The following is a 24,197-nucleotide window of genomic DNA, read 5'->3' as shown; positions in this document are numbered from 1 at the left end:
ATTTACTTGTTATTCTGCTGCTTTTGCTTACCACGATTACCTTGTGCTTGATCGTATTGACGGTTAGTACCATCAGTACCTTTGTTAGCATTTTTTTGATTAGCAGCATTATCTTGAGGCTTAATTTTTTTAGACATTTCAATTTCCTTTTTCATTAACTTAATTGAGTTACGCAACCAGAATGATTAGCGCCTTCGTCTATTGATTAAGGTGGTAAAATACTGACGGGGATACAGCCCTAATGAAATCCATTCCTTCCCATTAAAACCAATAAGCATGCGGTAACTTCGTCCCATACGCATACGATATAGATTAGGTAGACAACGAATTTTTTTGCTCCAAGCGCTTGTGGATGCTCGCCAATGGTTAGTTGTGTGATGAGCTCTCGATGCCTTTTAAGTAATGACCTAGAAAGGTTACTTAATGAAGAGTTAGGATTAGTTTCATAAGCAGTGGGAACATTTGTAAGATTCTTTTTTAGCGACTTAAGCATCATTCGTTCCTCTCGCTGGTTTACTAGCTGAGTTGAACTTAGATGTTAATTGGTGCTTTAAGGCTTTATCAGTGGGACTTAAATGTTTTGCATTAAGCAAATAAAACAAAATTAGTTGATACATAATCTTCTCCTGTTAGTCAGCACACTCTGCGCTGACTTCAGGAACAAGTATCAAACTGTGAGTTTCACAAAAAAGACCTTAATTGTATTTATTTAGTAATTCGTAAAAATCCTTATACTCTTTGCATTTAGCTTGATAAAGTTGCACTAACCATTGCCCTTCAACACTAACAAAATGCTCTGGTGAATGGTCTAAAATCTGGCCTAGCTGCTCAAACTGATTTGTTATTACTGCTTTAATTGCACAATCATATGGAGAGGGATTATTGTCAGCCATAATCACTTTAGTAATTAAATCTACCGAGCTGTAATCACCATCACTAAATGGATAAGGTACTTCATCCTGTTCCCAGTCGATATTATCTCTGGTAAAAAATGCCTCTAACGCAGGCAAGTTTGACTCTAATGCTTGATAAAGCATTTTTTTAGCCCGCCACTCAGCAAAAAATTGCCCTAGTGCTTCTTTACTAGGTACATCATCATTGAGACACTTGGTCACAATTCCATAATCATTAAACAAAGTATCTAGTACGACTAGATTTCTAACGAATTTACAACTCCCAGTACGAATTGGACGTGGGGTATATTTATTAGCCTCAGAGTTAAAATCTGGCTCACTTAATAGCCTATTTTTAAGACTTTCATTTTTAACATAATAATTAAGGCGATCACGCAAACGCTCAGGAAGAAGTTTTCGTTCCACTCCAAGCGCACGTGATGCTACCGCTGCGATACTGTTACCTTTACTGGCCATATTGATACTCGTTACAACCAAAATGGTAACCAATACGATTTACCGCATCCTCAGCACTGAGGCCAACAATCCCTTTAGCAATATCTAGATACCTGACTCCATAAGCCTTATTGCATATTGTCGAGACTTTATAGATGGCCCCAACACACATTCCTGCTAGTGTGGCTTCGGATAATGAGGTACTCAAAAAGGGAACTAAAGCTTCTTTTTTTCCACAAACTCAGAGCAAGCATTAGGTAAATCTTCAAAGCTATCAAGGTAGATTATCTCGTAGCGACTATAGCGAACGTTGATTTTTTCAAAACCAATACATTGACCGGACAAAAAAGCTTCAGAGTAAGATGTCGACATTTTGCCAAACATGGCATTTTGTTGCTCTTTCTTTTCTTTACATGCTTCAGTTATATCGATATCTAATGCCGAAACTGAATGGCAAAAAAGTAAAAGTGATAGTAAAATTATTATTCGGTGCATTATGTTTTCACCTTTGCATCTGCACAATTTGCAGTATCATTCAGCACTACTTTTTTGTTATCAGAACTAACTTTAGGTTTACTAGTCTCACGAGAGTGCTCCCAAATAACAAATGAAAAAATTGCCAATCCTATAATTATAAAATCATCGAGCCAGTAAGGCTTAATATCAAATACAATTACAGAAGGAACAACTATAAAAAACGTTGCGTACAAAACAACATTTTGGGAGCAAATACTGAGAAAACTAACCAAGAATCTCAATGGAGTTCTAGCCGATATCTTATATTTTTTTATTTTTTTTATAGCGATAGAAAAAATATGAATAACAGAAACAAAAACTAAAAATATTACGATTAAATTTTGTTGAGTTAATATAAATAAACTTAACGCTACAACAGCTAATATTAAACAGCTAACAATTAGTAATATCGAGTGGGAAAGCGCATAGAACCAAGGGATCGTCTTTTTTTGTTGCGAGACATGCTTGGCACGAGAGAAGAAATAAAATTTTGCCGAAGCCCTCTCTTCTTCAGCTTTTTTTTGTTTATAAAGTTCTGTAAAAAAATTTACAACTAATAAATGAGCGGACTTATATTTTTCAAACCCCAAGTTCGATAAAGTAAAATCGCTGTCAAGCTTGAGCTGTTCATCTGTTTTCTTAAGATAATGTAGCTTTTCGATTATCTCGGAATTGATATCTTTAAGTTCGCTAACCAGCATGTCATCACTAGATTTTAAACCCAATTGTTGAAGTAGGTGGTGTAGATTACGCCTCCATAACTCCATCAATTCTAAATTCGATAATTCAGATTTAGGATGTAAGCTGCCATCTGAAATGACAGTAGCTGTATTATTTTCAATATCGAGTGCTTCAGAGATCCCTTGATGATCATGTTCTGAACTTTTAAATGTAGATTCCATCCTAACCCTTGAATTATTATCTAAAAAAACGGCATCACATTAACAAAGTTCAATATAAATTTAAATAACTTATTTATATTAGCAGGTTAGATTAAAGCATTTCGCATCTACCTTTATTTCATCCAATAAAAAAGCGAACCGCACTATTCGCTTTTTTATTGCTTTTATTCGGATCATTGAACGAAGCCCACTGCCACCATAATTGCGTGATTGGCGACGATAAGAGAATGATGTTTGAGGTTTTCGCCTCCGAGTTGACTGGTGTCAATGTAAAAGAATAAAGCTGGATTCCGGCTCAAAAGCATTACCGGAATGACGTAAATAAACATTACCGCCATGAGGTGTGTTTAGAACTTTTCTGGTGTGAGACAAACAAAAAATCGACCGTAAGGTCGATTTTTAATGCTTTAGATTCCGGCTCAGAAGCATTGCCGGAATGACGTTTGGCCTACTACGACCATAATTGCGTTACTGCCGATGAGAAGACAATGAAGTTTGAGGTTTTTACCGCAGAGTTGACTGGTGTCAATGAGCAGTAAAAACCTTAAACTGAAGCCGTATTATCGAGGCCAAGTAGCCATTATCATTTACTGATAATCTTCCATTGGTGCGCAAGAACACATCAAATTACGATCCCCGTAAACATCGTCAATACGGTTTACCGTTGGCCAGAACTTGTTAGCCTTAACTGATGCTGTTGGGAACACGGCCACTTCGCGACTGTACGGACGTGAGTCAAACTCGCTGTCCATAATGTCGGCCATTGTGTGTGGTGCATTGTGTAATGGGTTATTGTCTACTGGCCACTCACCTGCTTCTACTTTAGCGATTTCGCTACGAATAGAGATCATGGCTTCTACAAAGCGATCTAATTCAACTTTAGATTCAGATTCCGTTGGCTCAATCATTAAGGTTCCCGCTACCGGGAAGCTCATGGTTGGTGAATGGAAACCGTAGTCGTTTAGACGCTTAGCAATGTCCATTTCAGTCACGCCTGAGGTTTCTTTTAGTGGACGTAAATCAATAATACATTCGTGCGCGACGCGGTCATTACGGCCAGTAAATAATACTGGGTAATGAGGGGCAAGCTTCTTCATCACGTAGTTAGCATTCAATAGCGCTGTTTGGGTTGATTGCTTAATACCCTTAGTGCCTAAAAGCTTAATGTACATCCAGCTGATAGGTAGAATACTTGCGCTACCATAAGGTGCTGCAGAAACGGCGCCGTTGTGGTCGCTTACACGGCCTGGCTTAATCACTACGTGGCCTGCCACAAATGGCGCAAGGTGAGCTTTAACACCAATTGGGCCCATACCTGGACCACCGCCGCCGTGCGGGATAGCAAAGGTTTTGTGTAGGTTTAAATGCGATACGTCTGCACCGATAAAGCCTGGAGATGTTAAGCCAACCTGGGCGTTCATGTTAGCGCCATCTAAGTAAACCTGGCCACCAAACTCGTGCACTATGTCACACACTTCACGAATTGATTCTTCATATACACCGTGGGTAGATGGGTAAGTGATCATGATGCATGACAGGCTGTCTGCTAACTCTGATGCTTTAGCACGTAAATCTGCTAAATCAACGTTACCTTCTTTATCACAGGCGGTAACAACGACTTTCATACCGGCAAGTTGTGCCGATGCTGGGTTAGTACCGTGTGCTGATTGCGGGATTAAACAGATATCGCGGTGCGCGTCGCCGCGAGACTCGTGATATTTTTTAATCGCTAATAAACCTGCGTACTCACCTTGGGCACCTGAGTTAGGCTGAATACACACTTCGTCGTAGCCAGTGATTTTAACTAGATACTCAGATAATTCATTGATTAACTTAGTGTAACCCTGTGCCTGGTCTAGTGGGCAGAATGGGTGCATGTTAGCAAATTCTGGCCAGCTTACCGGTAGCATTTCTACTGCCGCGTTTAGCTTCATGGTGCATGAACCTAACGAGATCATTGAGTGGTTTAACGCTAAGTCTTTATTTTCTAGACGCTTAATATAACGCATCATTTCCGTTTCGCTTTGGTAGCGATTAAACGTTGGGTGAGTCAAAATAGCATCTTGACGCACTAACGCTACAGGAATTGATTGGCTACCGTTAGCCACGATTTGCGCATCTAATGCCGCAACATCTAAGCCGTGACCTGCGCCTAAAATCACATCAAATAATGCAGTAACATCTTTACGTACTGTGGTTTCATCTAAGCTGACACCAAACACGCCGTCGGCGTCGATACGCAAGTTAATACTTGCTGCAATCGCGCGGGCATTAATGGCGGCAACATCTGCGCCTTTAACACTGATAGTATCAAACCAAGTGTTGTTCACTAGGCTTAAGCCTTTAGCTTGTAAGCCTGCTGCAAGAATGTCAGCAAAACGGTTAATGCGTGACGCAATGGTTTTTAAGCCTTGTGGGCCGTGGAATACAGCATAAAACGATGCCATGTTGGCTAGCAAGATTTGCGCAGTACAAATGTTTGAGTTGGCTTTTTCGCGGCGAATATGTTGCTCGCGCGTTTGCATCGCCATACGCAGTGCTGGGTTGCCACGGGTGTCTTTAGACACACCAATGATTCGACCTGGCATTGAGCGTTTGTGCTCGTCACGGGCAACGAAGAAGGCTGCGTGTGGTCCGCCGTATCCCATTGGTACGCCAAAACGTTGTGCACTACCAAATACGACGTCTGCACCCATTGAACCTGGTGACTTTAATAGCACTAATGACATGATGTCAGTCGCGACGGTAACGATCACTTTGTTGTCACGTAATGTGGTAAATAGCTCAGAATAATCGCTAATTTGACCATGGCGGTTGGTGTATTGGAATAAGGCGCCAAATAGCTCGTAGTTAACGGCCTCTGATGCTGGTCCTACTACCACTTCAAAACCAAAACATTCAGCACGGGTTTTGACTACGTCTAATGTTTGTGGGAATACGTCATCGGCAACGAAGAATATGTTAGCTTTTTTCGCTTTAGACACACGCTTGGCTAATGCCATAGCCTCTGCCGCTGCGGTGGCTTCATCAAGTAATGAAGCTGAGGCTAAATCAAGACCGGTTAAGTCCATCGACACTTGTTGGAAGTTAAGAATAGCTTCTAAACGACCCTGGGCGATTTCTGGCTGGTAAGGGGTGTAAGCTGTGTACCAACCTGGATTTTCAAACACGTTACGCAAAATAACATTAGGCACTTGTACGCCGTAGTAACCCATACCGATATAGCTTTTGAATACTTTATTTTGATCGGCAATGTCACGGATGTAGCTAATACCTTCAGCTTCGCCACAAGAATCACCTATGGTGAGATCTTGGGGTAAACGAATTTTTCCCGGCACAGTTTGTGCGGTTAAGTCTTCTAAAGACTCCGCGCCCACAAAGTTCAACATTTCTTGTTGTTGAGCTGCACTAGGACCAATGTGACGAGTTAGAAATAATTCGTGCTGTTCTAATTGTGTAAGAGTTTGCTTGGTCATGGTTAACCTTGTTCCAAAAATGCCAGTTTTGAGCTGTAGGGCACAGTAACTGGGTATGTGTAAAATAGTGGTATGTGTAACAACAGTCTAATACGCCGTTATCATCAAAAAAGGCTCATTTTGCTGATATTATTTACCAGGCCTATTAAGTAACACAAAACAAAGAAGCTCCCGAGGGAGCTTCTCAGTGTCGACAAGATTTACTCTTCGTCGATAACTTCTTGATAGCCTTCAGCATCTAATAAGCCGTCAACTTCTGACGCGTCAGATGGCATTACGCGGAAGAACCAACCTTCGCCAAATGCGTCACCGTTAACTAATTCCGGTGAATCTTCTAATGATTCATTTATAGCAATCACTTCACCTGAAATAGGTGCATAGATATCTGATGCGGCTTTAACAGATTCTGCTACTGCACAATCTTCACCTGCAGTAACTGTGTCGCCCACTTCTGGTAATTCAACGAATACCATGTCACCTAAAAGCTCTTGAGCATGTTCAGTAATACCTACTGTGTAGCTACCATCGGTTTCAAGACGGATCCACTCGTGTGAAGAGGCGTATTTCAAATCTGCTGGAATATTGCTCATTGTTGTTATCCTTTATCTGATATTTTAGTGCTTAATCAATAATTTCGTGGTACTGAACCATAAACTTAGAATGCTTGCTTACCATTGCGTACAAAGCTTGGTGAGATTACTTTTACCGCGACACGTTTTTTACGCATTTCAACTTCTGCTGTAGCACCAATACCATTAGGTACACGTGCCATGGCAATAGAATAGCCTAAAGTTGGCGAGAAAGTCCCGCTGGTGATCGCACCTTGATGCTCTACACCGTTTTCGTCGGTAAAAAACACTGCCATATCATGGCGTAAAACACCTTTTTCTTCCATAACCAGTCCGACTAATTTTTCAGTACCAGCGGCTTTTAATGCCGTTAATGCGGCGCGGCCAATAAAGTCACGGTCAGTTGGTTCCCACGCGATAGTCCAGCCCATGTTAGCGGCTAATGGATTAATGCTTTCGTCCATGTCTAAACCGTATAGGTTCATGCCGGCTTCTAAACGCAAAGTGTCACGTGCGCCTAAACCACATGGACGCACTTCAACGTCTAACAAGGCTTGCCATAGGGCTTCAGCTTCGTCCTCAGGAACGATAATTTCGTAACCTGTTTCACCGGTATAACCCGTGGTAGCAATGAATAAGCTGCCAGATTGCACGCCAAAAAATGGCTTCATGCCTTCAACTGCGGCATTTTGCTCTGCATTGAATACTTTGGCGGCTTTCGCTTTAGCATTAGGACCTTGAACCGCGATCATTGCTAGCTCTGGGCGCTCGGTAATGGTCACATCAAATGCGGCGGCTTGCTTGTTAATCCAGGCTAAATCTTTGACACGTGTGGCTGAGTTAACCACCACGCGGTAATGGGTATCGGTTAGGTAGTAAGTGATTAAATCATCGATGATACCGGCGTTTTCGTCTAGCATACCGCCGTATAAGGCTTTGCCCGCGACTTGAAGTTTAGCAACATCGTTAGCTAATAGTTTTCGTAAAAATGCACAAGCGTCTGTGCCTGTTACATCTACAACTGTCATGTGTGACACGTCGAACATGCCCGCATCTTGACGAACAGCGTGATGCTCTTCTATTTGTGAACCATAGTTAATTGGCATTTCCCAGCCGTAAAAATCGACCATCTTGGCTTTTGATGCTAAATGCTTATTGAAGAGTACCGTTTTGCTAGCCATTATTATCCCTTATTGTGGGTAGTGCCATGTTAGAAACACGACCTAGGTATTTGCTAAAATTTGGACAAAATTATACTCGGCAGAGTGAAATTGTATACCAGAAAATTTTCTAATCCGACTTACTTCGCATTAGTTTGGCTAATGCGAAAGCTGTAATAAATTTACAGCTGATTTAGATTAAAAACATCAATCGCGCTGGATGGCCTGATATATAAGCGATTTTAAGGATTATCAGGAAGAAATCGATTCACGACACAGTTTAGGTAATGTCATCTTGTTACCCATGGCTTGTCTGATGAACACTGTTTTTAGCCCAGCAACATTATCCACCAGCGATAATCCGATGTCGCGGATAGCTTTTTTAAGCGGATTGCGTCCAGCAAAGAGTCTTTTAAAACCTTCCATAGTGGCTATCATCTCCATTGCATCCGCTTTGCGCCAGCGTTCTAATGCACGCAAATGGCGATAATCACCAATATCTTTGCCTTGTTCATGCAGTTCAGCCACAGTTTGAATAATACTGGCAGCATCTAAAAACCCTAGGTTAACCCCTTGTCCCGCCAATGGATGAATCGTGTGGGCGGCATCTCCGGCTAATACTAAACGATGGCGGGCAAAATGACGGGCATAGCGCATTCTTAACGGAAACGCATGGCGCTCGCTTACCACTTCACACACACCTAAACGGCTGTCTAATGCGGCGGTAAGGGCTTTGCCAAAGGCTTTATCATCAGCAGCAAGTAACTGCTCAGCGTGTTGCGGTGATGTAGACCACACAATTGAGCATAAATTGTCATCATATAACGGCAACATAGCTAATGGGCCGTCGGGTAAAAAAGCTTGTCTAGCGGTTGCATCGTGACTAAGTTCGGTGCGAACGGTGGCGACAATAGCATGGTGGCCATAGTCCCAGAATGTTAGCGGTATTTGGCATTGCTGACGCACCCAGGAATTGGCGCCGTCTGCACCAATCACCAGTGCGGCTGAGATATTGTCGCCGTTTTCAAGGGTTAACCAGGCTTCACGTTCGCCAAAGGCAATGCGTTGCAGTTTTTGTTGTTCAATATAGGTAATGTTGCTGAGTTCACTGACGCGTTTGGCTAGGGCAAAGCTTATGGCATCGTTTTCAATGATCGCGCCGAGATGATTTTCGCTGATTGAGTGGGCGTCGAATTCAATTTTGCCCATGCCGTCTTTGTCCCACACCTGCATTTTTTGATAAGGGCTGACTCGGCTATGGTCCAGAATTTGCCATGCGCCTAAGTTGGTTAACAGTTGCTGACTGGCTTTATTAATCGCACTGACTCGTAGTTTAGGTTCACCACTGGGAGCTTGTGTACTGCCAGCATCAATAACCACCACAGTTAAATTGGCTTCAGCTAAACCAATTGCGGTCGCTAGGCCGACCATACCGCCGCCCACTATGGCGACATCAAAAGTTTGGGTGGTGTACATAGCAGTGTCCTTTTAAAGCGTCAGTCAAAATTTAAGTCGTTTAATCTATAATAATCAGCACTAAGCCGCTAACGCCAGCCCATCGCAACTTGGGCAACGGGACGTTTTAACGGCGGCAGCCAAGACAGTAATCGTAATCCTATTGAACGTCCTGCCACGAGTGGCCAGTGTTGATTAGAAAACCCGCGTACTAAAAACTCAATGTTACGTAGCGTGCTGTCGCGATCACTTTGGCGCGATGCTAAATATTGATGCAAAATAGCGCTTGTACCAACATCAATTGCTGCATCCGTTTTAGTCTCGGCATCTAGATTTTTATCAGTGGTAGGTTGACGATTAAGCTCAGACTCAATCACTTTGATCAAACCCACCACGTCACGTAAGCCTAAGTTAAACCCTTGCCCTGCAATTGGGTGCAGTGTTTGCGCCGCATTACCAATAAACACGCAGCGATGAAATATCGGTCGCGCCATAGTGGTTAATGTTAATGGATAGGTCACTCGTTTACCCACTTGAGTAAAACGCCCTACTCTATTACCAAAAGCTTGCTGCAATTGCTGTAAAAAATCGGCTTCATCTGTGTGTGCTAATTGCTGTGCTTGTGCTGGCGATACGGCCCACACAAGCGATAATCTAGCACTATTTTTGGCTTGCATTCCCTTTACATTGCCCATAGGCAGCAGAGCTAGCGGGCCTGTTTCGGTAAAGCGTTCATAGGCACAGTTTTGATGCGGTTGGTCGGTTTGAATATTGGCGACAATGGCACTTTGGTTAAAGTCGATACTGTCAGCACCTTGATTAAGTTGCTGACGAACCACTGAGTTGGCACCGTCTGCGGCCACCAGCAATTTAGCACTTAGCCTGCTGCCATCGTCCAGAGTTAAATAATGGCCGTCGGTGTCTGTGGTTAACTGGCTGAGTTTAGCCGGACAAAACAAACTGATATTGGCTTGTTGCAGTTGTTCAAATAACACTTTACCCACTTGGGCTAGTTCAACCACCTGACCTAATGCCGGTAAACCTAATGGTTTGGCATTGAGTTCAGTCATACCAAAATGGCCACGATCAGAGATATGAATGTCGGCAATGGCGGTACCTAAATGGCTCAGTTTGGGCCAGATACCTAAACGTTCAAGTTCAAAAATAGAGCCGTGGGCAATGGCTATTGAGCGGGCATCAAACCCTGGGTGACTGTCGTCGGCTTGATGTGCTTCAATAAGGGCAATAGATAACGTCTGTGTTCGGCCTTGATTTAGCTTAGCTAAGCCTAAGGCTAATGAGGCACCCGCCATGGCGCCGCCAACAATCACGATATCAAAGGGTTGTAATACTGCTGTGGATGCTGAACTCATATATCAACTCATTGCTTACTGGTTAAAGCACACCGTTTATTGGTCAAAGCACACTAGCTAAACATACGATCAAAACCGAAACGGGCGATCAAATATTAATGCACTTTTTGAGTGTCATCTGCGTTATCCATTGATGGCTCAGGACCAAACTCGGCGTAACATAAAATCGCGGCCATACGCACAAACTCTTGTAACTCTACGTAAGCGGTTTCTGATTCTTCATCTTCGCCAACATCAAATTCAACCTGGGCAATTTCAGCTAAATCTTTTATCACTTCTTTGACGTCGGCCGATGCCTGATTCAATTTAGGCTGAATAATGGCAATGCCGGTTAAAAAGCTTTGGGTCCATAACGACAGGGCTTCAACACGATGTGATAACGACACTTCTTCTTCTGGCAGTAGTAAGGTAAAACCAAAATCAAAATCTACCAAACGGGCAACTGTGTCCTGGTAAAGCTCATTTATTAACTGCAGTAAACTGGTTTCTAGCGGCTGGCCGTCATTCATTAAATCAATTAACGGCGCTACCCATGCATGGTTGTCTTGGTCAACACCACCACAAATTAATCCGACTAATGCGCCATGTACTTCAACAGGATGCTGGCCAATTTCGGCGTCGTCGAGCGCTTTTTTAAGGTTGTCGATACATAATGAAGGTGGGGTTGCCATGGTGATTTCCTAATGGGCGATAACTTTCCCAATGCTAGCAGAGTTCGCTATTTGCGCCAAATACTTGCAGCCATGATGTGAGATAAAAGACAGATTTGCTCAGACATCCAGCAAATAGTTAAAAAGGCGTGCGCTTGCCTTGCGCTTTGATAGGCACACCTATATAGTTCGGCTTTAACAAAATAAGCTTTTATTAAAGGATCTTGCCGCGACATTATGAGTACCAGCGCAGTTGAAATAACCCTTCTAGGGCGCACCTACTCTATCGCATGTCCGAAAGGACGCGAGGATACCTTACGCTCGGTGGCTAGCGAGGTCGAAAAACAACTGACCAACCTTAAAACCCGTACCAATAATTTAAGTCGTGAAGAATTAGCCATTATGGCCGCGCTTAATATTGGTAACGAGCTGTATGAAGAAAAGCAAAAAAATAGACACTATATGGCGCAAATGGACGAGCGTATTTCTTTGTTACAATCAACATTGGAACATTCGTTGATTGAAAGAAGCCGCAAGGACGACTAAAATAAGTTTTAGATACTTGCTTTAGCAATTATCAACCTGTTTTGCTCCCTGGGATACGCGTGTGTGGGTAATGTCCCTGTGCCGATATTTACAAACCCAGGGTGAATGCTTTCATTGACATTGTGCATGCTCGGCTCGTATCGAGAAGCCTTAGGATATGAACATTTACCCGCCTTGAACCTACGGTTCAAGGGCTTACACCTACTACGGTATCTTGGGGAGCATCCTAATTTATGACTATTACTCGCTACATGAACACTGCTGAATTACCTGCAGAGTCAGAGCCCGCTAACACTACATACTTTTCATCAGTAAATAAAAACTTAGACAGTGCTAATCAAGCCCTGTCTGCTGTAGATGCCAATAATCAACACTTACATATTGATAATCTAGCCCATCAAGATTCTGGTTTTGAACTAAGCAACCAAGAGCGTTATGCCTTGTTCGATAGTCAGGGCATGAGCCGTGACTTTATTCGTCGCCACATTCGTCATGAGCGTAAAAGCTTTACCGTTGCGGAACAACACCAATTAGCCTTAATTGCTAGCCGTCATATGTTAGCTGAAATTCAGCAACGTAACGCGCAGCACGTAGCATTGTACTTTAGTCATGATGGTGAGTTAGCAACCGAAAAGCTGATTGAAGCGCTATGGCATATTGGGGTGAAAACCTATTTACCCTTAATACATCCATTCAGTCCAGGTCATTTATTATTTTGCCACTACCATCGCGACTCGGTATTGATTAAGAATAAGTTTGGTATTTCAGAGCCTAAACTTAATGTACAAGACATAATTCCTACGCCCAAGCTAGACATGATTGTCACCCCACTGGTGGCGTTTGATGCAAGTTGTAATCGTATGGGAATGGGTGGCGGCTATTACGACCGAACCTTAAAAAACAGCGTGAACAATAAACCTCTGGCGGTTGGATTTGCCCACGACTGCCAACAGGTGAGCCATTTACCGATTGAGTGCTGGGATATTCCACTGCCATTAGTGATAACCCCAACACGACGTTTAGCCAAAGCAGGCGTCTAGGGTCTGTTGAACTTTCAAGATTGTTTTTGCAGCGAAGATCAACGGACCTAGTCATTTAGCCCGCTTAGCTTTCATAGGCTGCTTGATAACAAAAATCCCCATTACATTGATATGTAATGGGGATTTTTGTTTAAGCTAACGTTTACTTTTAGCGCTTAATTACACTGCAGTTAACAGCCCATTAGCTTGAAGCTTTATCCAGCGCCTGACTGACATCGGCAATAATATCGTCGATATGTTCAATACCCACAGAGATTCTTACTAGGTCCTCTGATACACCCGCCTTAGCAAGCTCAGCGGCATCCAGTTGTCTGTGAGTAGTACTGGCTGGGTGACACGCAAGTGACTTGGCATCACCAATATTCACTAGACGTAACACCATTTGCAGTGCATCAATAAACTTACCGCCCGCGACTTTACCAGCCTGCGCATCTGCCGCTTTAATACCAAAGCTAACAATACCTGAGGCTTTACCGCCAGTAATTTTCTGGCAACGTTCAAATTGTGGGCTATTCGGTAGCGCGGCATAATTCACCCAGCTGACGTTAGGATGATTTTCTAAAAACTGAGCTAAAGTTAAGGCGTTACTACAATGGCGCTCCATGCGTAAGCTCAATGTTTCTAGACCTTGTAGTAACAAAAATGCGCTTTGTGGTGATAATGCAGCACCCGTATTACGTAGCGGCACTACGCGACAACGGCCAATAAATGCAGCAGGGCCAAAGGCCTGGGTATAAACCACGCCGTGATAAGACGGATCTGGCTCATTTAGTAATCCAAAACGTTCTTTATTCGCCACCCAATCAAATTTACCTGAATCAATAATCACTCCACCAATAGTAGTACCGTGACCGCCTATGTATTTGGTTAATGAATGGATAACAATGTCTGCACCGTGGTCGAATGCACGACATAACACTGGTGTTGCTACGGTATTATCAACAATTAACGGCACACCATGTTTATGGGCAATTTCAGCTAAACGCTGTAAGTCGACCACATTACCGGCTGGATTACCTATTGACTCACAAAATAGTGCTTTGGTTTTATCATCAATTAGCGCATCAAGACCCGCGTAATCATCATACGCTGCCATACGCACTTCAACGCCTTGGCGCGGCAACGTATGGGCAAATAAATTATAGGTGCCACCGTATAACTGGCTAGTACTGACAATGTTATCGCCGACCTGGGTTAACGCCTGAATCGCATACGTAATTGCTGCCATACCTGATGCAACGGCCAAGGCTGCAATGCCACCTTCAATGGCTGCCATGCGTTGTTCAAGCACATCCGTTGTCGGGTTCATTATGCGAGTATAGATATTGCCAGGTACTTTTAAATCAAATAAATCGGCACCGTGCTGGGTATCATCGAAGGTGTATGACGTGGTTTGGTATATCGGCACCGCAGCAGCCTTGGTGGTCGCTTCTGACTTATAGCCATGGTGTAACGCAAGCGATTCAAGCTTTAACTTTGCCGTAAACTGAGTATCTGCTGACATAGACCTTCCTTGTGGTGATGGTTAGTGTGAAATATTGATTAATATCCACACTAACAAATAGCCATCTAGAAGTCTAAATGTTTTTTTATCTTCATTTAAAACTGTGTTGATTACACCAAATGCCTGCCACCATCAACCGCATAACTGCGGCCGGTAACGTAATGGCTTGATTGTAGGTATTCCACTAGCGCAATAATTTCGCTATTACCGGCTTCTTTGGGTAAAACCGCTTTAGCTAGCGCTTTGATTTTGTATGCTTCATCGTCGTGTTCGTTAAATAAAATCATTGCCGGTGCAATAGAATTTACTTTAACGTGTGGCGCTAATTTTGCGGCAAAAGATAAGGTTAAGTTGTGAAGCGCGGCTTTACTAGCAGCATAGGCAATGTGTTTTTTACTGCCCTTTTCGGCGACATAGTCAGTAATATGAATAATATTGCTGGCACCAATAGTCTGATGATTTAACTGCGCTGTTGAGATCAGTAAGTCAGCTAGCGCTAAGTTGATTTCATAAGGGGCATTTACATGCACTTGCATCATACGATTAATGGTTGCACTGGCGCTTAAGCCGCTGTTATCGGGTAACCAATCGGAGGCATTATGAATGATGCAGTCTAAACGAGTAGATGCGTTAACTTGCTCAATCAAGTGCGCTATCGATGCAGCATCAGTTAAATCGCATTGAATAAGGGTTGCACCTAACTTACGTAACTGCTCTATGCTGTCATAGTGGCTGCGATAAGTGCCAATCACATTATCTCCACGGGCTAAAAAGTGCTTTGCTAGTGCATAACCTATCCGTTTACCCACGCCTGTAATTAATACCGTTTTATTCATAACATCCTCTTTATTAACTACCACAGCGTTTTGGATTATCAAAAGCCTAATAGATTTAACGTCTCATATCGTTAAGTATTTAACGTTTATTTAATGCGGGTTTACATGCTTAATTTATCAGATTGAATAAAGTTGCATTGATTATTGTAACTGACTCTAAATACAACTAGATGACAGTTATTACGTCCAAAGTTACTGTTCGGTTTAATAAATAATAAAAAATAGTCCCATACTCACAATAGTGGTTAATAGGGTATTTTTAGTCAGCCATGCCAGTAATGTCGCAACGACGGCGCAAATAAGATAAGGATTAGAAAATGAAATATCGAGCTGACTTTCAGGCGCAAACACGATAGGGGCAAAAATAGCCGTTAACACTGCAGGGGCGGAATAACTTAAAAACGTCAGTGTTTTTTGATTTAAGCGTATTGGCACTTTAGGCTCTAATAAAATATGCCGACTGGCAAATACAATAATCGCCATTAAAATAATTGTTAACCAAATCATTATTGCACATCCTTGTTTACAGCCTGCTTACTGGCATCGTCGGGCTGAGAATGATTAGGCTCTGAATGCTGACTTTCCGACTGCAATTCGCCGGTTAATTTAGCGTAACTGTAACCCGCTATCATGCCTGACAATGAGGCAATTAATAGCCCAGATTGTAACCCTAATACCGCACAGACTACCGCTAATACTAATGACACCAACACACAAATTAACACCGAAGGTTTAGTCACTGTAGGCACTACAATGGCAATAAAGGTGGCAGCAATGGCAAAATCTAGCCCAAGCTCACCAAGATTATCAATATTTTGTCCTGCAATAATGCCAATGAAGGTCGCGATATTCCACCCAAGATAAAAAGTAAAGCCGCCACCAAGGGCATACCAGGGGTCAAACTTATGTTGCTGGCCATGATTGGCTATCGCAAATAATTCATCGGTTAATAGAAAACCTAACGACAGTCGCCACTTCAATGGTAATGGACTAATTCGATTACGCATTGCCATTGCATATAACACGTGACGTGAAGTGATCAACAAGGTGGTGATAAGAATACCGCTTAAACCAACGCCGGCTTTTATCATCCCTAACGCCACTAGCTGGGCGCTACCGGCAAAAATAATTGCAGACATGGCTTGGCTTTGTAAGCCGGTTAACCCGACCTCAAGCGCAAATGATCCCGCTAATATGCCCCATGGAATAACCGCTATGGTTAATGGCATCACCGCCAAAGCGCCTAACCAATACGATTTAGCCCGGCTAGATGATGCGCTTTTAGAAGATAATACATTCGGCGTCGACACTCGAATTCCTTGTGCTTATAAATGAACTATTTAGATTAACCTGAACCCATAAAAAAAGCCCTTGAAAATTTTTAAGGGCTTTGTTTTTAATATCAACAGGTTCAATTCAGCTAGATGCTGGCAATGTATAGGGTTGGTACATTAACCAGAACTTACTTCACTTTTGTAGTAGCTGCGCTATTTGCTAAAACAGATGCTTGCTGCTGAATGACCAAGGCGGTGAGTTGATCAATTTTATCATGCAACTTTTGCATATCTTCCACGCTGGCGTATGCCGCGACTTGGGATGTAGTCGATGTTGGCTCCGTCGATACTTCAGTCACTTCAGTAGTTTTTTCATCAAGCTGTGCGTCCAGTGCTTGCTTCGCCTTTGCCTCACTCATCAGACGGCTTTCTTCACTCATTACATCTAATACCGTGCCCACCATCATATTTAAAAAAGTGAAGGTGGTTAAAAAGATAAAGCTTAAATAAAACATCCAACTTAAAGGATAAACTGCCATGGTTTCATACATAATTGATGTCCACGACTCGAACGTGGAAATACGAAACAGGGTCAACATGGCAATAGACACATCGGCCCATAAAAACTCATTGATGTGAGCAAAGAACATGCTGCCTACTGCGCCATAAATATAAAAAATGACAAACATCAATAACACTATGTAGCCCATGCGAGGAATGGCTTTAAATAAAGCATTAATCAGCATTCGCAGCTCAGGCACCATAGACACTAAACGCAGTACGCGAAATATTCTTAATAATCGAGCCAGTAAAACGGTTGAACCGCCGAGTGGAATTAAGCTGCCAATCACAATAATGGTGTCGAAAATATTCCATCCTTTAGAAAAAAAGCTTTTAACGCCATCACTGGCAAGGTAGCGAATAATTAATTCGAAAAGAAAAAACACCGTAATGCCGATGTCTAACACCCATAAGCTACTTTCTAACCATTGGAGTAAATGATAGGTGTGAGCGCCAATCGATAATGCCGACACCACGATGACAAAAATCACAAACCCCTGGAAGGTCTTACTGCGATCAATGATTTTTAGTTTATTTTGTATGGCGGTAATAGACATATAAATGAGCGCTCCTGCAAATATAAGTACAACGGATAAAATGTTGCAGGAGACTACAGAGTTTGGCTTAATTTTGCATTAAAAATGATCAGCATAAAGCTCTAACGGTAAACCGTCGGGGTCATTAAAAAAAGTAAATCGTTTTTGAGTGTATTCATCGACACGAATAGGCTCAACATCAATATTGTGGGAAACCAAATGTGCAACCACTTGATCAATATCATCGACCCGAAAGGCTAAATGGCGTAACCCTTGAGCCTCGGGATAACTGGGTCTAAGCGGTGCATTATTAAAAGAGAAGAGTTCAATTTGGCTACCATCGGGTAAGGCTAAATCCAGCTTGTAGGAGTCACGTTCGGCGCGGTAATTCTCAGCTATGATCCGTAAGCCTAATATATGATGATAAAAGGTCTTTGAGCGTGCATAGTCGCCACAAATAATGGCCACATGATGAATACCAAGTAACATAGTAAAATCCTCTTTCAACATATAATGGCCCTAATTTTATAGTACAGTTAGGTCAAGGGCTAGATTGGGACTCAGCCAGCTTAAGCTTTTTAACACCGCATGATAGCTTTTTTTCGGATAACGATTGGTCAAGCATTTAAATCTTGCTAAAATCAGCAGCAAATTTACAGGAGCCTTTATAATGTCAATGTATGTAGTGGGTCACAAGATCCCTGATTCAGATTCAATTTGTGGTGCGATAGCGTTAGCTTATTTAAAAAATCAAATTGGTGAGCCTGCTATTGCAGCACGTTTAGGTGAATTATCACCTGAAACGGCTTTTATTTTAGACAAATTTGGCTTTGACGCTCCTGAGTATAAAACCAGCTATGCTGGCGAAGATGTGTATATTGTTGACCATTCTGAAGTGACTCAAGCACCGGACGATATTGCCCAGGCGACGATTGTCGGTATTGTTGATCACCATAAACTCGGCGACTTAACCACTTCAACACCACTAGAGTGTTGGATCCGCCCAGTAGGTTGCAGCAACACTATTATTAAAATGATGTTTGATTTCTACCAGGTAGAAATTCCAGCTAATATTGCTGGCATTATGATGTGCGCTATTTTAAGCGACACGGTAATCTTTAAATCACCTACCTGTACTACAGCGGATATTCGCTGTGTTGAAGCATTAGCGGTGATTGCTGGTATTGAAGACTTTAAAGACCTAGGCATGGATATGTTTAAGGTTAAGTCTGCGGTTGAAGGTACTCCTGCACGCGACTTAGTGATGCGTGACTTTAAAGATTTCAACATGAACGGTAACCTAGTGGGCATTGGTCAGCTAGAAGTGATTGATTTAGCGGTTTTTGATGCCATTAAAGCCGATCTAGTGGCTGATATTGCCTTATTAAAGCAAGAAGGCAATCGTCATAGTGTGTTGCTATTGCTGACAGACATTATGAAAGAAGGCTCTGAAATGTTAGTAATTTCAGACAGTGCGGACTTAACTGAACGTGCTTATGGCAAACCGACAGTCGATGGCAAAGTGTGGTTAGACGGCGTATTAAGCCGTAAGAAACAAGTTGTGCCGTCATTACAAGATGCTTTTGCCTAATATAGCAGCATAGCGTTGAGCTTAGTCTCCGTTGATTCTAAGCTTAACACTAGGCCGTTAAGCTGGCTTTAATAGCCTGTTTACGCAATAAAAAAGTCAGCAATAATCGCTGACTTTTTTATTGCTCGGTTTTGGGGGAATTACCCCGCCTCCTGCTCACCTTGTTTCAACTATTTAACGCGACTAAATACCAGTAGATTCTGCTACACATAAAGGCTGCTGGCTAAATAATTGCGGCGTCAGTATTGGCAGCATACCTTTCAATACTTGTAACGGCAGTGCTGAGGTAAAACTAAAATCATCTGCTTTAGCCCCAGGCACAAATGCGGTTAAGGTGCCGAAATAATTATCACCCAGGTAAAATACAAAGGTAGCAGTTCGGTTCATAGCAGTTGAAGACACCTTACGTCCGTTACGAATTTCAGTCGCGATACGGTTATCCCCTGTGCCCGTTTTGCCTCCTAGGCGAACCAAAGTACCATCAACATTGATAATGCTGCCGTTTAATCGTCTTGCTGTACCCTTTTCTACCACATTGGCAAGCGCATTTTTCAACGCGGTTGCTACCTCAGGCTTGAATACTCGAACAGGTTGCTGGGTACTATTGGCTAATTTAACCTCATAGGGCGTATCTGAAGCAAATTGTAATTCTTCTATCCGTATTGTGGGTGCTCGCACACCGTCATTTTGAATAATACCCATTAGTTCAGCTAAGGCTGCTGGACGATCGCCAGAACTGCCAAGGGCTGAGCCAAGTGATGGCACAATAAAATCAAATGGATATCCCATTCTCTGCCAGCGTTGATGAATACTTAAAAAAGCCTCAACTTCCAACATCACTTTAATGCGACTATCGCGAGCATTTTGATGGCGGGTACGGAATAACCATCGATAGACTTCAATCAAAGTGGCTTGGCTGTCTTCTAACACTTGTGTCATACCGGCACTAGGGTAATCATTCAAATAACTCAGCACCCACAGCTCTAGTGGATGAACCCGCGCAATATAGCCTTGATCGGCAAGATTAAACTTATCTGAGCCATACTTGTTATATAGGCTGCTAATTTGTTTATCACTAAAGACTTTATCAGGCATTTTTTCAGCTAAAAATAGCTTTAAATCCTGATCACTTTTGTAAGGTTGTAGGAAGCGGTACGTCGCACTAAGTCGATGTTCGCTGGCTTGTACACCATTGAAAAATGTCGCTAATCTTTGTTCTGGTGATAATGACTGATACTTGCGATAGAAGCGTCGTACAAAGGTGCTGCCTTCTCGTTTCGCAAACGCTTTTAAGTATTCCTCACGGCGAGGGTCTTTATCATTGCGCAGTAATTGCGCCATGCTACCTTCACTATTATAGCTACTACTATAGTTAACAATATCCTGCATCAAACGTACAAACGGCAAGTTAACTGAGTCTTGCAAGGCTTCATATAAAGTTGGATTTCTGCTGTCTTCCTTCTTTTGGAAGTTACTGAAAACATGCAAACCACCGCCGGTAAAAAAGCGTTCATACGCCGATGCCGAATAGCGTCTTTCAAGCGCCGCATTTAACATACGCGTTAAATTACGGTCACGGGTTTCAATTAAATAATCGACCACCCAACGGGTGATTTTATCTTTGGGTTCAACATCGATTCGATATAAATCGGTGACGGTTTTATCTTCAAAACGATGCTGTAATTCTGCAATAATTTCCAGATATGTCGCTAATACTCTTAATTTAGCAGTAGAACCTAACTCGAGTTTACTGCCCTCGTTAATATCAAAAGGTTGATCGGTACTGTCTGTTTGTACCCGGACTCGATTAGCACCTTGATGCTTTTCAAATAGGGTAAAACTATAAAGTACATTAGGGAGCTGTTCAGGGGTCAGTAATCGCTCACCTAACAACCCCACCTTTTGAGCGTATTCTTGCTGACCAAGGCTACGTAAGTAGTCACCCACTTGCTGTTGTAAATCACCATGGAAGGTGCTGTTAACCGTTAAGTCTAAGCGGTCTAAGTCAAATAAACTGCTCGACAACATGCTCGCGGTTCTAATGCGAACCGCATTAACGCCCTTGTTGTTAGGATTATCTGGATGGCCTCTGCGTCGATCAAACTGCAGCTGTTGTTGCATGGCCGAGTTCATTAGCTTAGGGTCAATCAATGCATAGCTAACCAGCAAGCGCAAATGACTGTCTACCAGCACTTCTAAGTCATCATGACCTTTTAGTAAGTAATATGATGGACGACGCTGTGCAATCATTAAGGCGACAATTTGTCGAAACACTTGCCCACGCTCAGCAGCAGTAGCGGGATCATGTCCTGACAGCAGTAATCGGTTGGCTCGATTAAAATCGGTTTTAAACCAGGCCCACAAACCATCGCCAATACCGTGAACCTCACCAAAGCCTGGCGCAGATGACAGGGGCACAGTATTTAAGTAATCCTGAACAATACGCTGCCTAGCCGCAAGGGTATTTTCACCTTGCTGATAAACGCGGATCATCGCCGAACCAATTTGCAGTAACTTATCTTCAATACTAGAGGTTAAACCGAATTCAGAGTGGCGAAACTTTTCAATTTGGGTCGCTAAAGTACTGCCACCAGCATTTGACATATTCAAGCCAGCTTTTTCGGCAATTTGGGTAATACCAGCAACCACAAATCGAGGCCAATCAATCACAGGGTTGTGGTTAGGCTCTGGGTTCCAAAGCTCACGGTTTTCAATAAAAAGTAATGTATTAACCACTTCACTGGGGATCATGTCGGTGTCTTGATACGCACGACTAGGGTATAGAGCATCGAATACAGCTTGATTACGACAATCTTGAATAATTAAACCAGATTGTGCTTTTTCATGGTACGGCGGAAAAAAACCATATTCGGTATAATCCATTAACATAGGCGAAAAGCTAGCTTGCTGCTCGATAGTGAAGCCATTTTTAACTAGCTTATCAATATATTGGGGTAACTTAGTATAGCCATGACGGATATCAAACGGGCCATACTTTGGATAAATAACTTTGTCGGTAGCAAAAGGAACAACTTGATAAGTCAGCTGTGTGCCGTAATGATGAACTAATTTAGATTGGTAATGGGAGGTTTTAACTTCAAACGCAACAAAAACACCAACAGCCACTAATAAAATGATGAAAAGCAAGATAAACAACAGTTTACCTCTGCGACTAGAGTTGGCTTTTTGCTTTTGTTGAGAAGATTGAGGCCGATAATTATCAAACTTCATATCTAGGTTTGGATCTGACACAATCACTCCGGTGAAAACCAAAACACTGACAACATGTCAGCAATGTTCCGCGCGATAATATAACATGAAATCGCCGAGGCATTTTATCAGATAGCGGTAGTGTTGAGATAGATGGATAAATGATAAGAAGTGTCTTTTTATTGGTTTGTGGTGAAAAAAGGTCATAAATGCCCATTTTACTAAGGCGGGTTAATAAGTCACTCTGCTCAACTTACAATTAAGAGATTTATAAATTACCGTGAAAATTGATAAATTCAAATACTTGAGCTCAACTGTGAACGGTAAGCTCAATTTTGCACTTTAAATCTTGCGCTGATAAAACGTAAATTTAATGCAGCTAGCGGCACCAAGCCTGCTGGGTATAAATTTATTATCTTGAATTGAAGGTGGCTACAAATGAATACCGAACCTTTACTAAGATTGGGCTTAGCCATGTGGTCTCAAACACAGTGGAAGCAAAGCGTGTATGGCGATGCACCAGTATCGGCACGGTTAGAAAGATATGCACAAATATTTAATACCGTTGAAGGCAATACCACATTTTATGCATTACCGACACCCCCGACAGTAATGAACTGGCGAGATGCTGTACCAGAGGATTTTAGGTTTACTTTTAAACTGCCAAAAACAATCACCCATGACTTACAGTTACAACATGCTCAAGCAGAGTTAACCCACTTCTTTAATGTGATGGAGCCGTTAACTGATAAAACAGCTATGTGGAAAATTCAGCTTCCAGCAAGGTTTGGTCCTAGCTCGTTGCCAGCTCTTGAGAGATTTTTACAACAATTACCTAAGGATTTTACCTACGGCGTAGAAGTTCGTCACTGGGCATTTTTCAACAAAGGCGAGCATGAAAGAGCGTTAAACCGACTATTAATAGCGCATCAATGCAATCGTATTATTATGGATAGTCGGCCGCTATTTGCCGCAAAAGCAGATAATCCAGCGCTAATTGATGCACAACGTAAAAAGCCTCAAGTCCCTGTTCATCCTATTGCAACCGCTCATCAACCTGTGGTGCGCTTTATTGGCCAATGTGACTCACAAATCAACCAGGCCTTTTTTCAACGCTGGCGAATTAAGCTTGCACAATGGATAAGAGAAGGAAAGCAGCCTTATATATTTATTCATACTCCTGATAATCTTCAAGCACCTGAGCTCGCGGTCTCACTTTACAACACCTTAAAAGAAGCCGTTAAACCAAATGAGCTCGCTGAAATAAATTTACGCCAACACAGTGACAACAAATCTGACCAATTAGATTTGTTGTTCTAAATAAAACTCGATTGCAGTAAAAAGTAAGACGCATTTAAGCCAGAAATGAAACTATTATTATCTGCAAGCTAACCCGCAATAACCCTACTAATCTCCACCTCATACAAGTACCGTACACAAATGCCACAAGGCTAAAATAATTTCTCGTTATCACTACAATTACTTAGCAACGATTACGGCTATATATGGAATATAAAACCAATCCCAAACTGGCTAAAGTCCCTTTTATGAGCAATCCTTAAAGCACATGATGTACGTCTTTAGACGTACTCACACTTACTAACATTCGCTACTCTCAAAACACGAAGCTAGATAAGGACACACATTAT

The 24,197-nt window shown here is 42.3% G+C and carries 21 protein-coding genes and 1 other RNA gene; 5 read left to right on the top strand and 17 right to left on the bottom strand.

Translation table 11 applies throughout. The features are described 5' to 3' along the window. Window positions 1–2: 2 nt before the first annotated feature. The 10 genes from ACRWQM_RS02785 to ACRWQM_RS02740 form a co-directional block, all read right to left on the bottom strand. A complete protein-coding gene (locus ACRWQM_RS02785) occupies window positions 3–137 on the bottom strand; it encodes a hypothetical protein (RefSeq protein ID WP_434927115.1) in 135 nt (44 codons plus the stop codon). A gap of 558 nt (window positions 138–695) precedes the next feature. Further along, window positions 696–1,370: a hypothetical protein gene (locus ACRWQM_RS02780; RefSeq protein WP_434931196.1), complete on the bottom strand. Its 675-nt coding sequence runs from the start codon at window positions 1,368–1,370 to the stop codon at window positions 696–698. A gap of 195 nt (window positions 1,371–1,565) precedes the next feature. Next, window positions 1,566–1,844 carry a hypothetical protein gene (locus ACRWQM_RS02775; RefSeq protein ID WP_434931195.1) on the bottom strand — a complete coding sequence of 93 codons (279 nt, stop codon included), beginning with the start codon at window positions 1,842–1,844 and terminating at the stop codon, window positions 1,566–1,568. Next, window positions 1,844–2,767, bottom strand: coding sequence for a hypothetical protein (locus ACRWQM_RS02770; RefSeq protein ID WP_434931194.1), 924 nt, complete (start codon window positions 2,765–2,767; stop codon window positions 1,844–1,846). The genes ACRWQM_RS02775 and ACRWQM_RS02770 overlap by 1 nt, the downstream gene beginning before the upstream one ends. A gap of 587 nt (window positions 2,768–3,354) precedes the next feature. After that, on the bottom strand, window positions 3,355–6,243 hold the full coding sequence (gene gcvP / locus ACRWQM_RS02765) for an aminomethyl-transferring glycine dehydrogenase (protein ID WP_434931193.1): 2,889 nt from the start codon (window positions 6,241–6,243) through the stop codon (window positions 3,355–3,357). A 200-nt stretch (window positions 6,244–6,443) separates the two neighbouring features. After that, window positions 6,444–6,833, bottom strand: a complete 390-nt coding sequence (gene gcvH, locus ACRWQM_RS02760) for a glycine cleavage system protein GcvH (protein ID WP_434931192.1) — start codon at window positions 6,831–6,833, stop codon at window positions 6,444–6,446. Window positions 6,834–6,898: 65 nt separating this feature from the next. Continuing rightward, a complete protein-coding gene (gene gcvT, locus ACRWQM_RS02755; RefSeq protein ID WP_434931191.1) occupies window positions 6,899–7,993 on the bottom strand; it encodes a glycine cleavage system aminomethyltransferase GcvT in 1,095 nt (364 codons plus the stop codon). Window positions 7,994–8,224: 231 nt separating this feature from the next. Beyond that, the gene (locus tag ACRWQM_RS02750; protein ID WP_434927121.1) at window positions 8,225–9,448 is read right to left on the bottom strand and encodes an FAD-dependent oxidoreductase; all 1,224 of its coding nucleotides are present in this window, start codon (window positions 9,446–9,448) and stop codon (window positions 8,225–8,227) included. A gap of 68 nt (window positions 9,449–9,516) precedes the next feature. Beyond that, a complete protein-coding gene (ubiH, locus tag ACRWQM_RS02745) occupies window positions 9,517–10,800 on the bottom strand; it encodes a 2-octaprenyl-6-methoxyphenyl hydroxylase (protein ID WP_434931190.1) in 1,284 nt (427 codons plus the stop codon). Window positions 10,801–10,895: 95 nt separating this feature from the next. Continuing rightward, window positions 10,896–11,471: a UPF0149 family protein gene (locus ACRWQM_RS02740; RefSeq protein WP_434931189.1), complete on the bottom strand. Its 576-nt coding sequence runs from the start codon at window positions 11,469–11,471 to the stop codon at window positions 10,896–10,898. A 216-nt stretch (window positions 11,472–11,687) separates the two neighbouring features. On the opposite strand from ACRWQM_RS02740, the gene ACRWQM_RS02735 reads away from it, so the two are divergent. The 3 genes from ACRWQM_RS02735 (at window position 11,688) to ACRWQM_RS02725 (ending at window position 13,036) form a co-directional block, all read left to right on the top strand. Next, window positions 11,688–11,996, top strand: coding sequence for a cell division protein ZapA (locus ACRWQM_RS02735; RefSeq protein ID WP_226413388.1), 309 nt, complete (start codon window positions 11,688–11,690; stop codon window positions 11,994–11,996). A 42-nt stretch (window positions 11,997–12,038) separates the two neighbouring features. Then, window positions 12,039–12,221: non-coding RNA, 6S RNA (ssrS, locus tag ACRWQM_RS02730), on the top strand. Between the two features lie 8 nt (window positions 12,222–12,229). Then, complete coding sequence (locus ACRWQM_RS02725) at window positions 12,230–13,036, top strand: 5-formyltetrahydrofolate cyclo-ligase (protein WP_434931188.1); 807 nt, start codon at window positions 12,230–12,232, stop codon at window positions 13,034–13,036. Between the two features lie 181 nt (window positions 13,037–13,217). Here the strand turns inward: ACRWQM_RS02725 and ACRWQM_RS02720 are convergent, their stop codons facing one another. The 6 genes from ACRWQM_RS02720 to gloA2 form a co-directional block, all read right to left on the bottom strand. Beyond that, window positions 13,218–14,540 (bottom strand): O-acetylhomoserine aminocarboxypropyltransferase/cysteine synthase family protein, encoded by a 1,323-nt coding sequence (locus tag ACRWQM_RS02720; protein ID WP_434931187.1) that lies wholly within the window; start codon window positions 14,538–14,540, stop codon window positions 13,218–13,220. 110 nt (window positions 14,541–14,650) lie between these two features. Next, window positions 14,651–15,376, bottom strand: coding sequence for a dihydromonapterin reductase (gene folM, locus ACRWQM_RS02715; protein WP_434931186.1), 726 nt, complete (start codon window positions 15,374–15,376; stop codon window positions 14,651–14,653). A 204-nt stretch (window positions 15,377–15,580) separates the two neighbouring features. Next, window positions 15,581–15,883 carry an AzlD domain-containing protein gene (locus ACRWQM_RS02710; protein WP_434931185.1) on the bottom strand — a complete coding sequence of 101 codons (303 nt, stop codon included), beginning with the start codon at window positions 15,881–15,883 and terminating at the stop codon, window positions 15,581–15,583. Then, entirely contained in the window at window positions 15,883–16,614 is a 732-nt protein-coding gene (locus tag ACRWQM_RS02705; protein ID WP_434931964.1) for an AzlC family ABC transporter permease, read from the bottom strand. The genes ACRWQM_RS02710 and ACRWQM_RS02705 overlap by 1 nt, the downstream gene beginning before the upstream one ends. 224 nt (window positions 16,615–16,838) lie before the next feature. Beyond that, window positions 16,839–17,768: an ion transporter gene (locus tag ACRWQM_RS02700; RefSeq protein WP_434931184.1), complete on the bottom strand. Its 930-nt coding sequence runs from the start codon at window positions 17,766–17,768 to the stop codon at window positions 16,839–16,841. A 78-nt stretch (window positions 17,769–17,846) separates the two neighbouring features. Beyond that, the gene (gene gloA2, locus ACRWQM_RS02695) at window positions 17,847–18,236 is read right to left on the bottom strand and encodes an SMU1112c/YaeR family gloxylase I-like metalloprotein (protein ID WP_434931963.1); all 390 of its coding nucleotides are present in this window, start codon (window positions 18,234–18,236) and stop codon (window positions 17,847–17,849) included. A gap of 181 nt (window positions 18,237–18,417) precedes the next feature. Here gloA2 and ACRWQM_RS02690 point away from each other — a divergent pair, with 181 nt between their 5' ends. Continuing rightward, on the top strand, window positions 18,418–19,338 hold the full coding sequence (locus tag ACRWQM_RS02690; protein WP_434931183.1) for a manganese-dependent inorganic pyrophosphatase: 921 nt from the start codon (window positions 18,418–18,420) through the stop codon (window positions 19,336–19,338). Window positions 19,339–19,521: 183 nt separating this feature from the next. On the opposite strand, the gene ACRWQM_RS02685 is transcribed toward ACRWQM_RS02690, so the two are convergent. Next, a complete protein-coding gene (locus tag ACRWQM_RS02685; protein ID WP_434931182.1) occupies window positions 19,522–22,590 on the bottom strand; it encodes a transglycosylase domain-containing protein in 3,069 nt (1,022 codons plus the stop codon). Between the two features lie 396 nt (window positions 22,591–22,986). Here ACRWQM_RS02685 and ACRWQM_RS02680 point away from each other — a divergent pair, with 396 nt between their 5' ends. Then, window positions 22,987–23,868 (top strand): DUF72 domain-containing protein, encoded by an 882-nt coding sequence (locus ACRWQM_RS02680; protein WP_434931181.1) that lies wholly within the window; start codon window positions 22,987–22,989, stop codon window positions 23,866–23,868. Window positions 23,869–24,197: the final 329 nt, after the last annotated feature.

Origin of the sequence: Shewanella sp. HL-SH5, assembly GCF_051163755.1 — a bacterium.
GTDB lineage: Bacteria > Pseudomonadota > Gammaproteobacteria > Enterobacterales > Shewanellaceae > Shewanella > Shewanella glacialimarina.
The sequence above is the reverse complement of the archived record's forward strand: the minus strand, read 5'-3'. Positions and strand labels throughout refer to the sequence as shown.

Excerpts from the sequence above, each read along its gene's own strand:
- ACRWQM_RS02785 (WP_434927115.1), bottom strand. The coding sequence starts at position 137 with ATGTCTAAAAAAATTAAGCCTCAAGATAATGCTGCTAATCAAAAAAAT.
- ACRWQM_RS02780 (WP_434931196.1), bottom strand. The coding sequence starts at position 1,370 with ATGGCCAGTAAAGGTAACAGTATCGCAGCGGTAGCATCACGTGCGCTT.
- ACRWQM_RS02775 (WP_434931195.1), bottom strand. The coding sequence starts at position 1,844 with ATGCACCGAATAATAATTTTACTATCACTTTTACTTTTTTGCCATTCA.
- ACRWQM_RS02770 (WP_434931194.1), bottom strand. The coding sequence starts at position 2,767 with ATGGAATCTACATTTAAAAGTTCAGAACATGATCATCAAGGGATCTCT.
- gcvP (WP_434931193.1), bottom strand. The coding sequence starts at position 6,243 with ATGACCAAGCAAACTCTTACACAATTAGAACAGCACGAATTATTTCTA.
- gcvH (WP_434931192.1), bottom strand. The coding sequence starts at position 6,833 with ATGAGCAATATTCCAGCAGATTTGAAATACGCCTCTTCACACGAGTGG.
- gcvT (WP_434931191.1), bottom strand. The coding sequence starts at position 7,993 with ATGGCTAGCAAAACGGTACTCTTCAATAAGCATTTAGCATCAAAAGCC.
- ACRWQM_RS02750 (WP_434927121.1), bottom strand. The coding sequence starts at position 9,448 with ATGTACACCACCCAAACTTTTGATGTCGCCATAGTGGGCGGCGGTATG.
- ubiH (WP_434931190.1), bottom strand. The coding sequence starts at position 10,800 with ATGAGTTCAGCATCCACAGCAGTATTACAACCCTTTGATATCGTGATT.
- ACRWQM_RS02740 (WP_434931189.1), bottom strand. The coding sequence starts at position 11,471 with ATGGCAACCCCACCTTCATTATGTATCGACAACCTTAAAAAAGCGCTC.
- ACRWQM_RS02735 (WP_226413388.1), top strand. The coding sequence starts at position 11,688 with ATGAGTACCAGCGCAGTTGAAATAACCCTTCTAGGGCGCACCTACTCT.
- ACRWQM_RS02725 (WP_434931188.1), top strand. The coding sequence starts at position 12,230 with ATGACTATTACTCGCTACATGAACACTGCTGAATTACCTGCAGAGTCA.
- ACRWQM_RS02720 (WP_434931187.1), bottom strand. The coding sequence starts at position 14,540 with ATGTCAGCAGATACTCAGTTTACGGCAAAGTTAAAGCTTGAATCGCTT.
- folM (WP_434931186.1), bottom strand. The coding sequence starts at position 15,376 with ATGAATAAAACGGTATTAATTACAGGCGTGGGTAAACGGATAGGTTAT.
- ACRWQM_RS02710 (WP_434931185.1), bottom strand. The coding sequence starts at position 15,883 with ATGATTTGGTTAACAATTATTTTAATGGCGATTATTGTATTTGCCAGT.
- ACRWQM_RS02700 (WP_434931184.1), bottom strand. The coding sequence starts at position 17,768 with ATGTCTATTACCGCCATACAAAATAAACTAAAAATCATTGATCGCAGT.
- gloA2 (WP_434931963.1), bottom strand. The coding sequence starts at position 18,236 with ATGTTACTTGGTATTCATCATGTGGCCATTATTTGTGGCGACTATGCA.
- ACRWQM_RS02690 (WP_434931183.1), top strand. The coding sequence starts at position 18,418 with ATGTCAATGTATGTAGTGGGTCACAAGATCCCTGATTCAGATTCAATT.
- ACRWQM_RS02680 (WP_434931181.1), top strand. The coding sequence starts at position 22,987 with ATGAATACCGAACCTTTACTAAGATTGGGCTTAGCCATGTGGTCTCAA.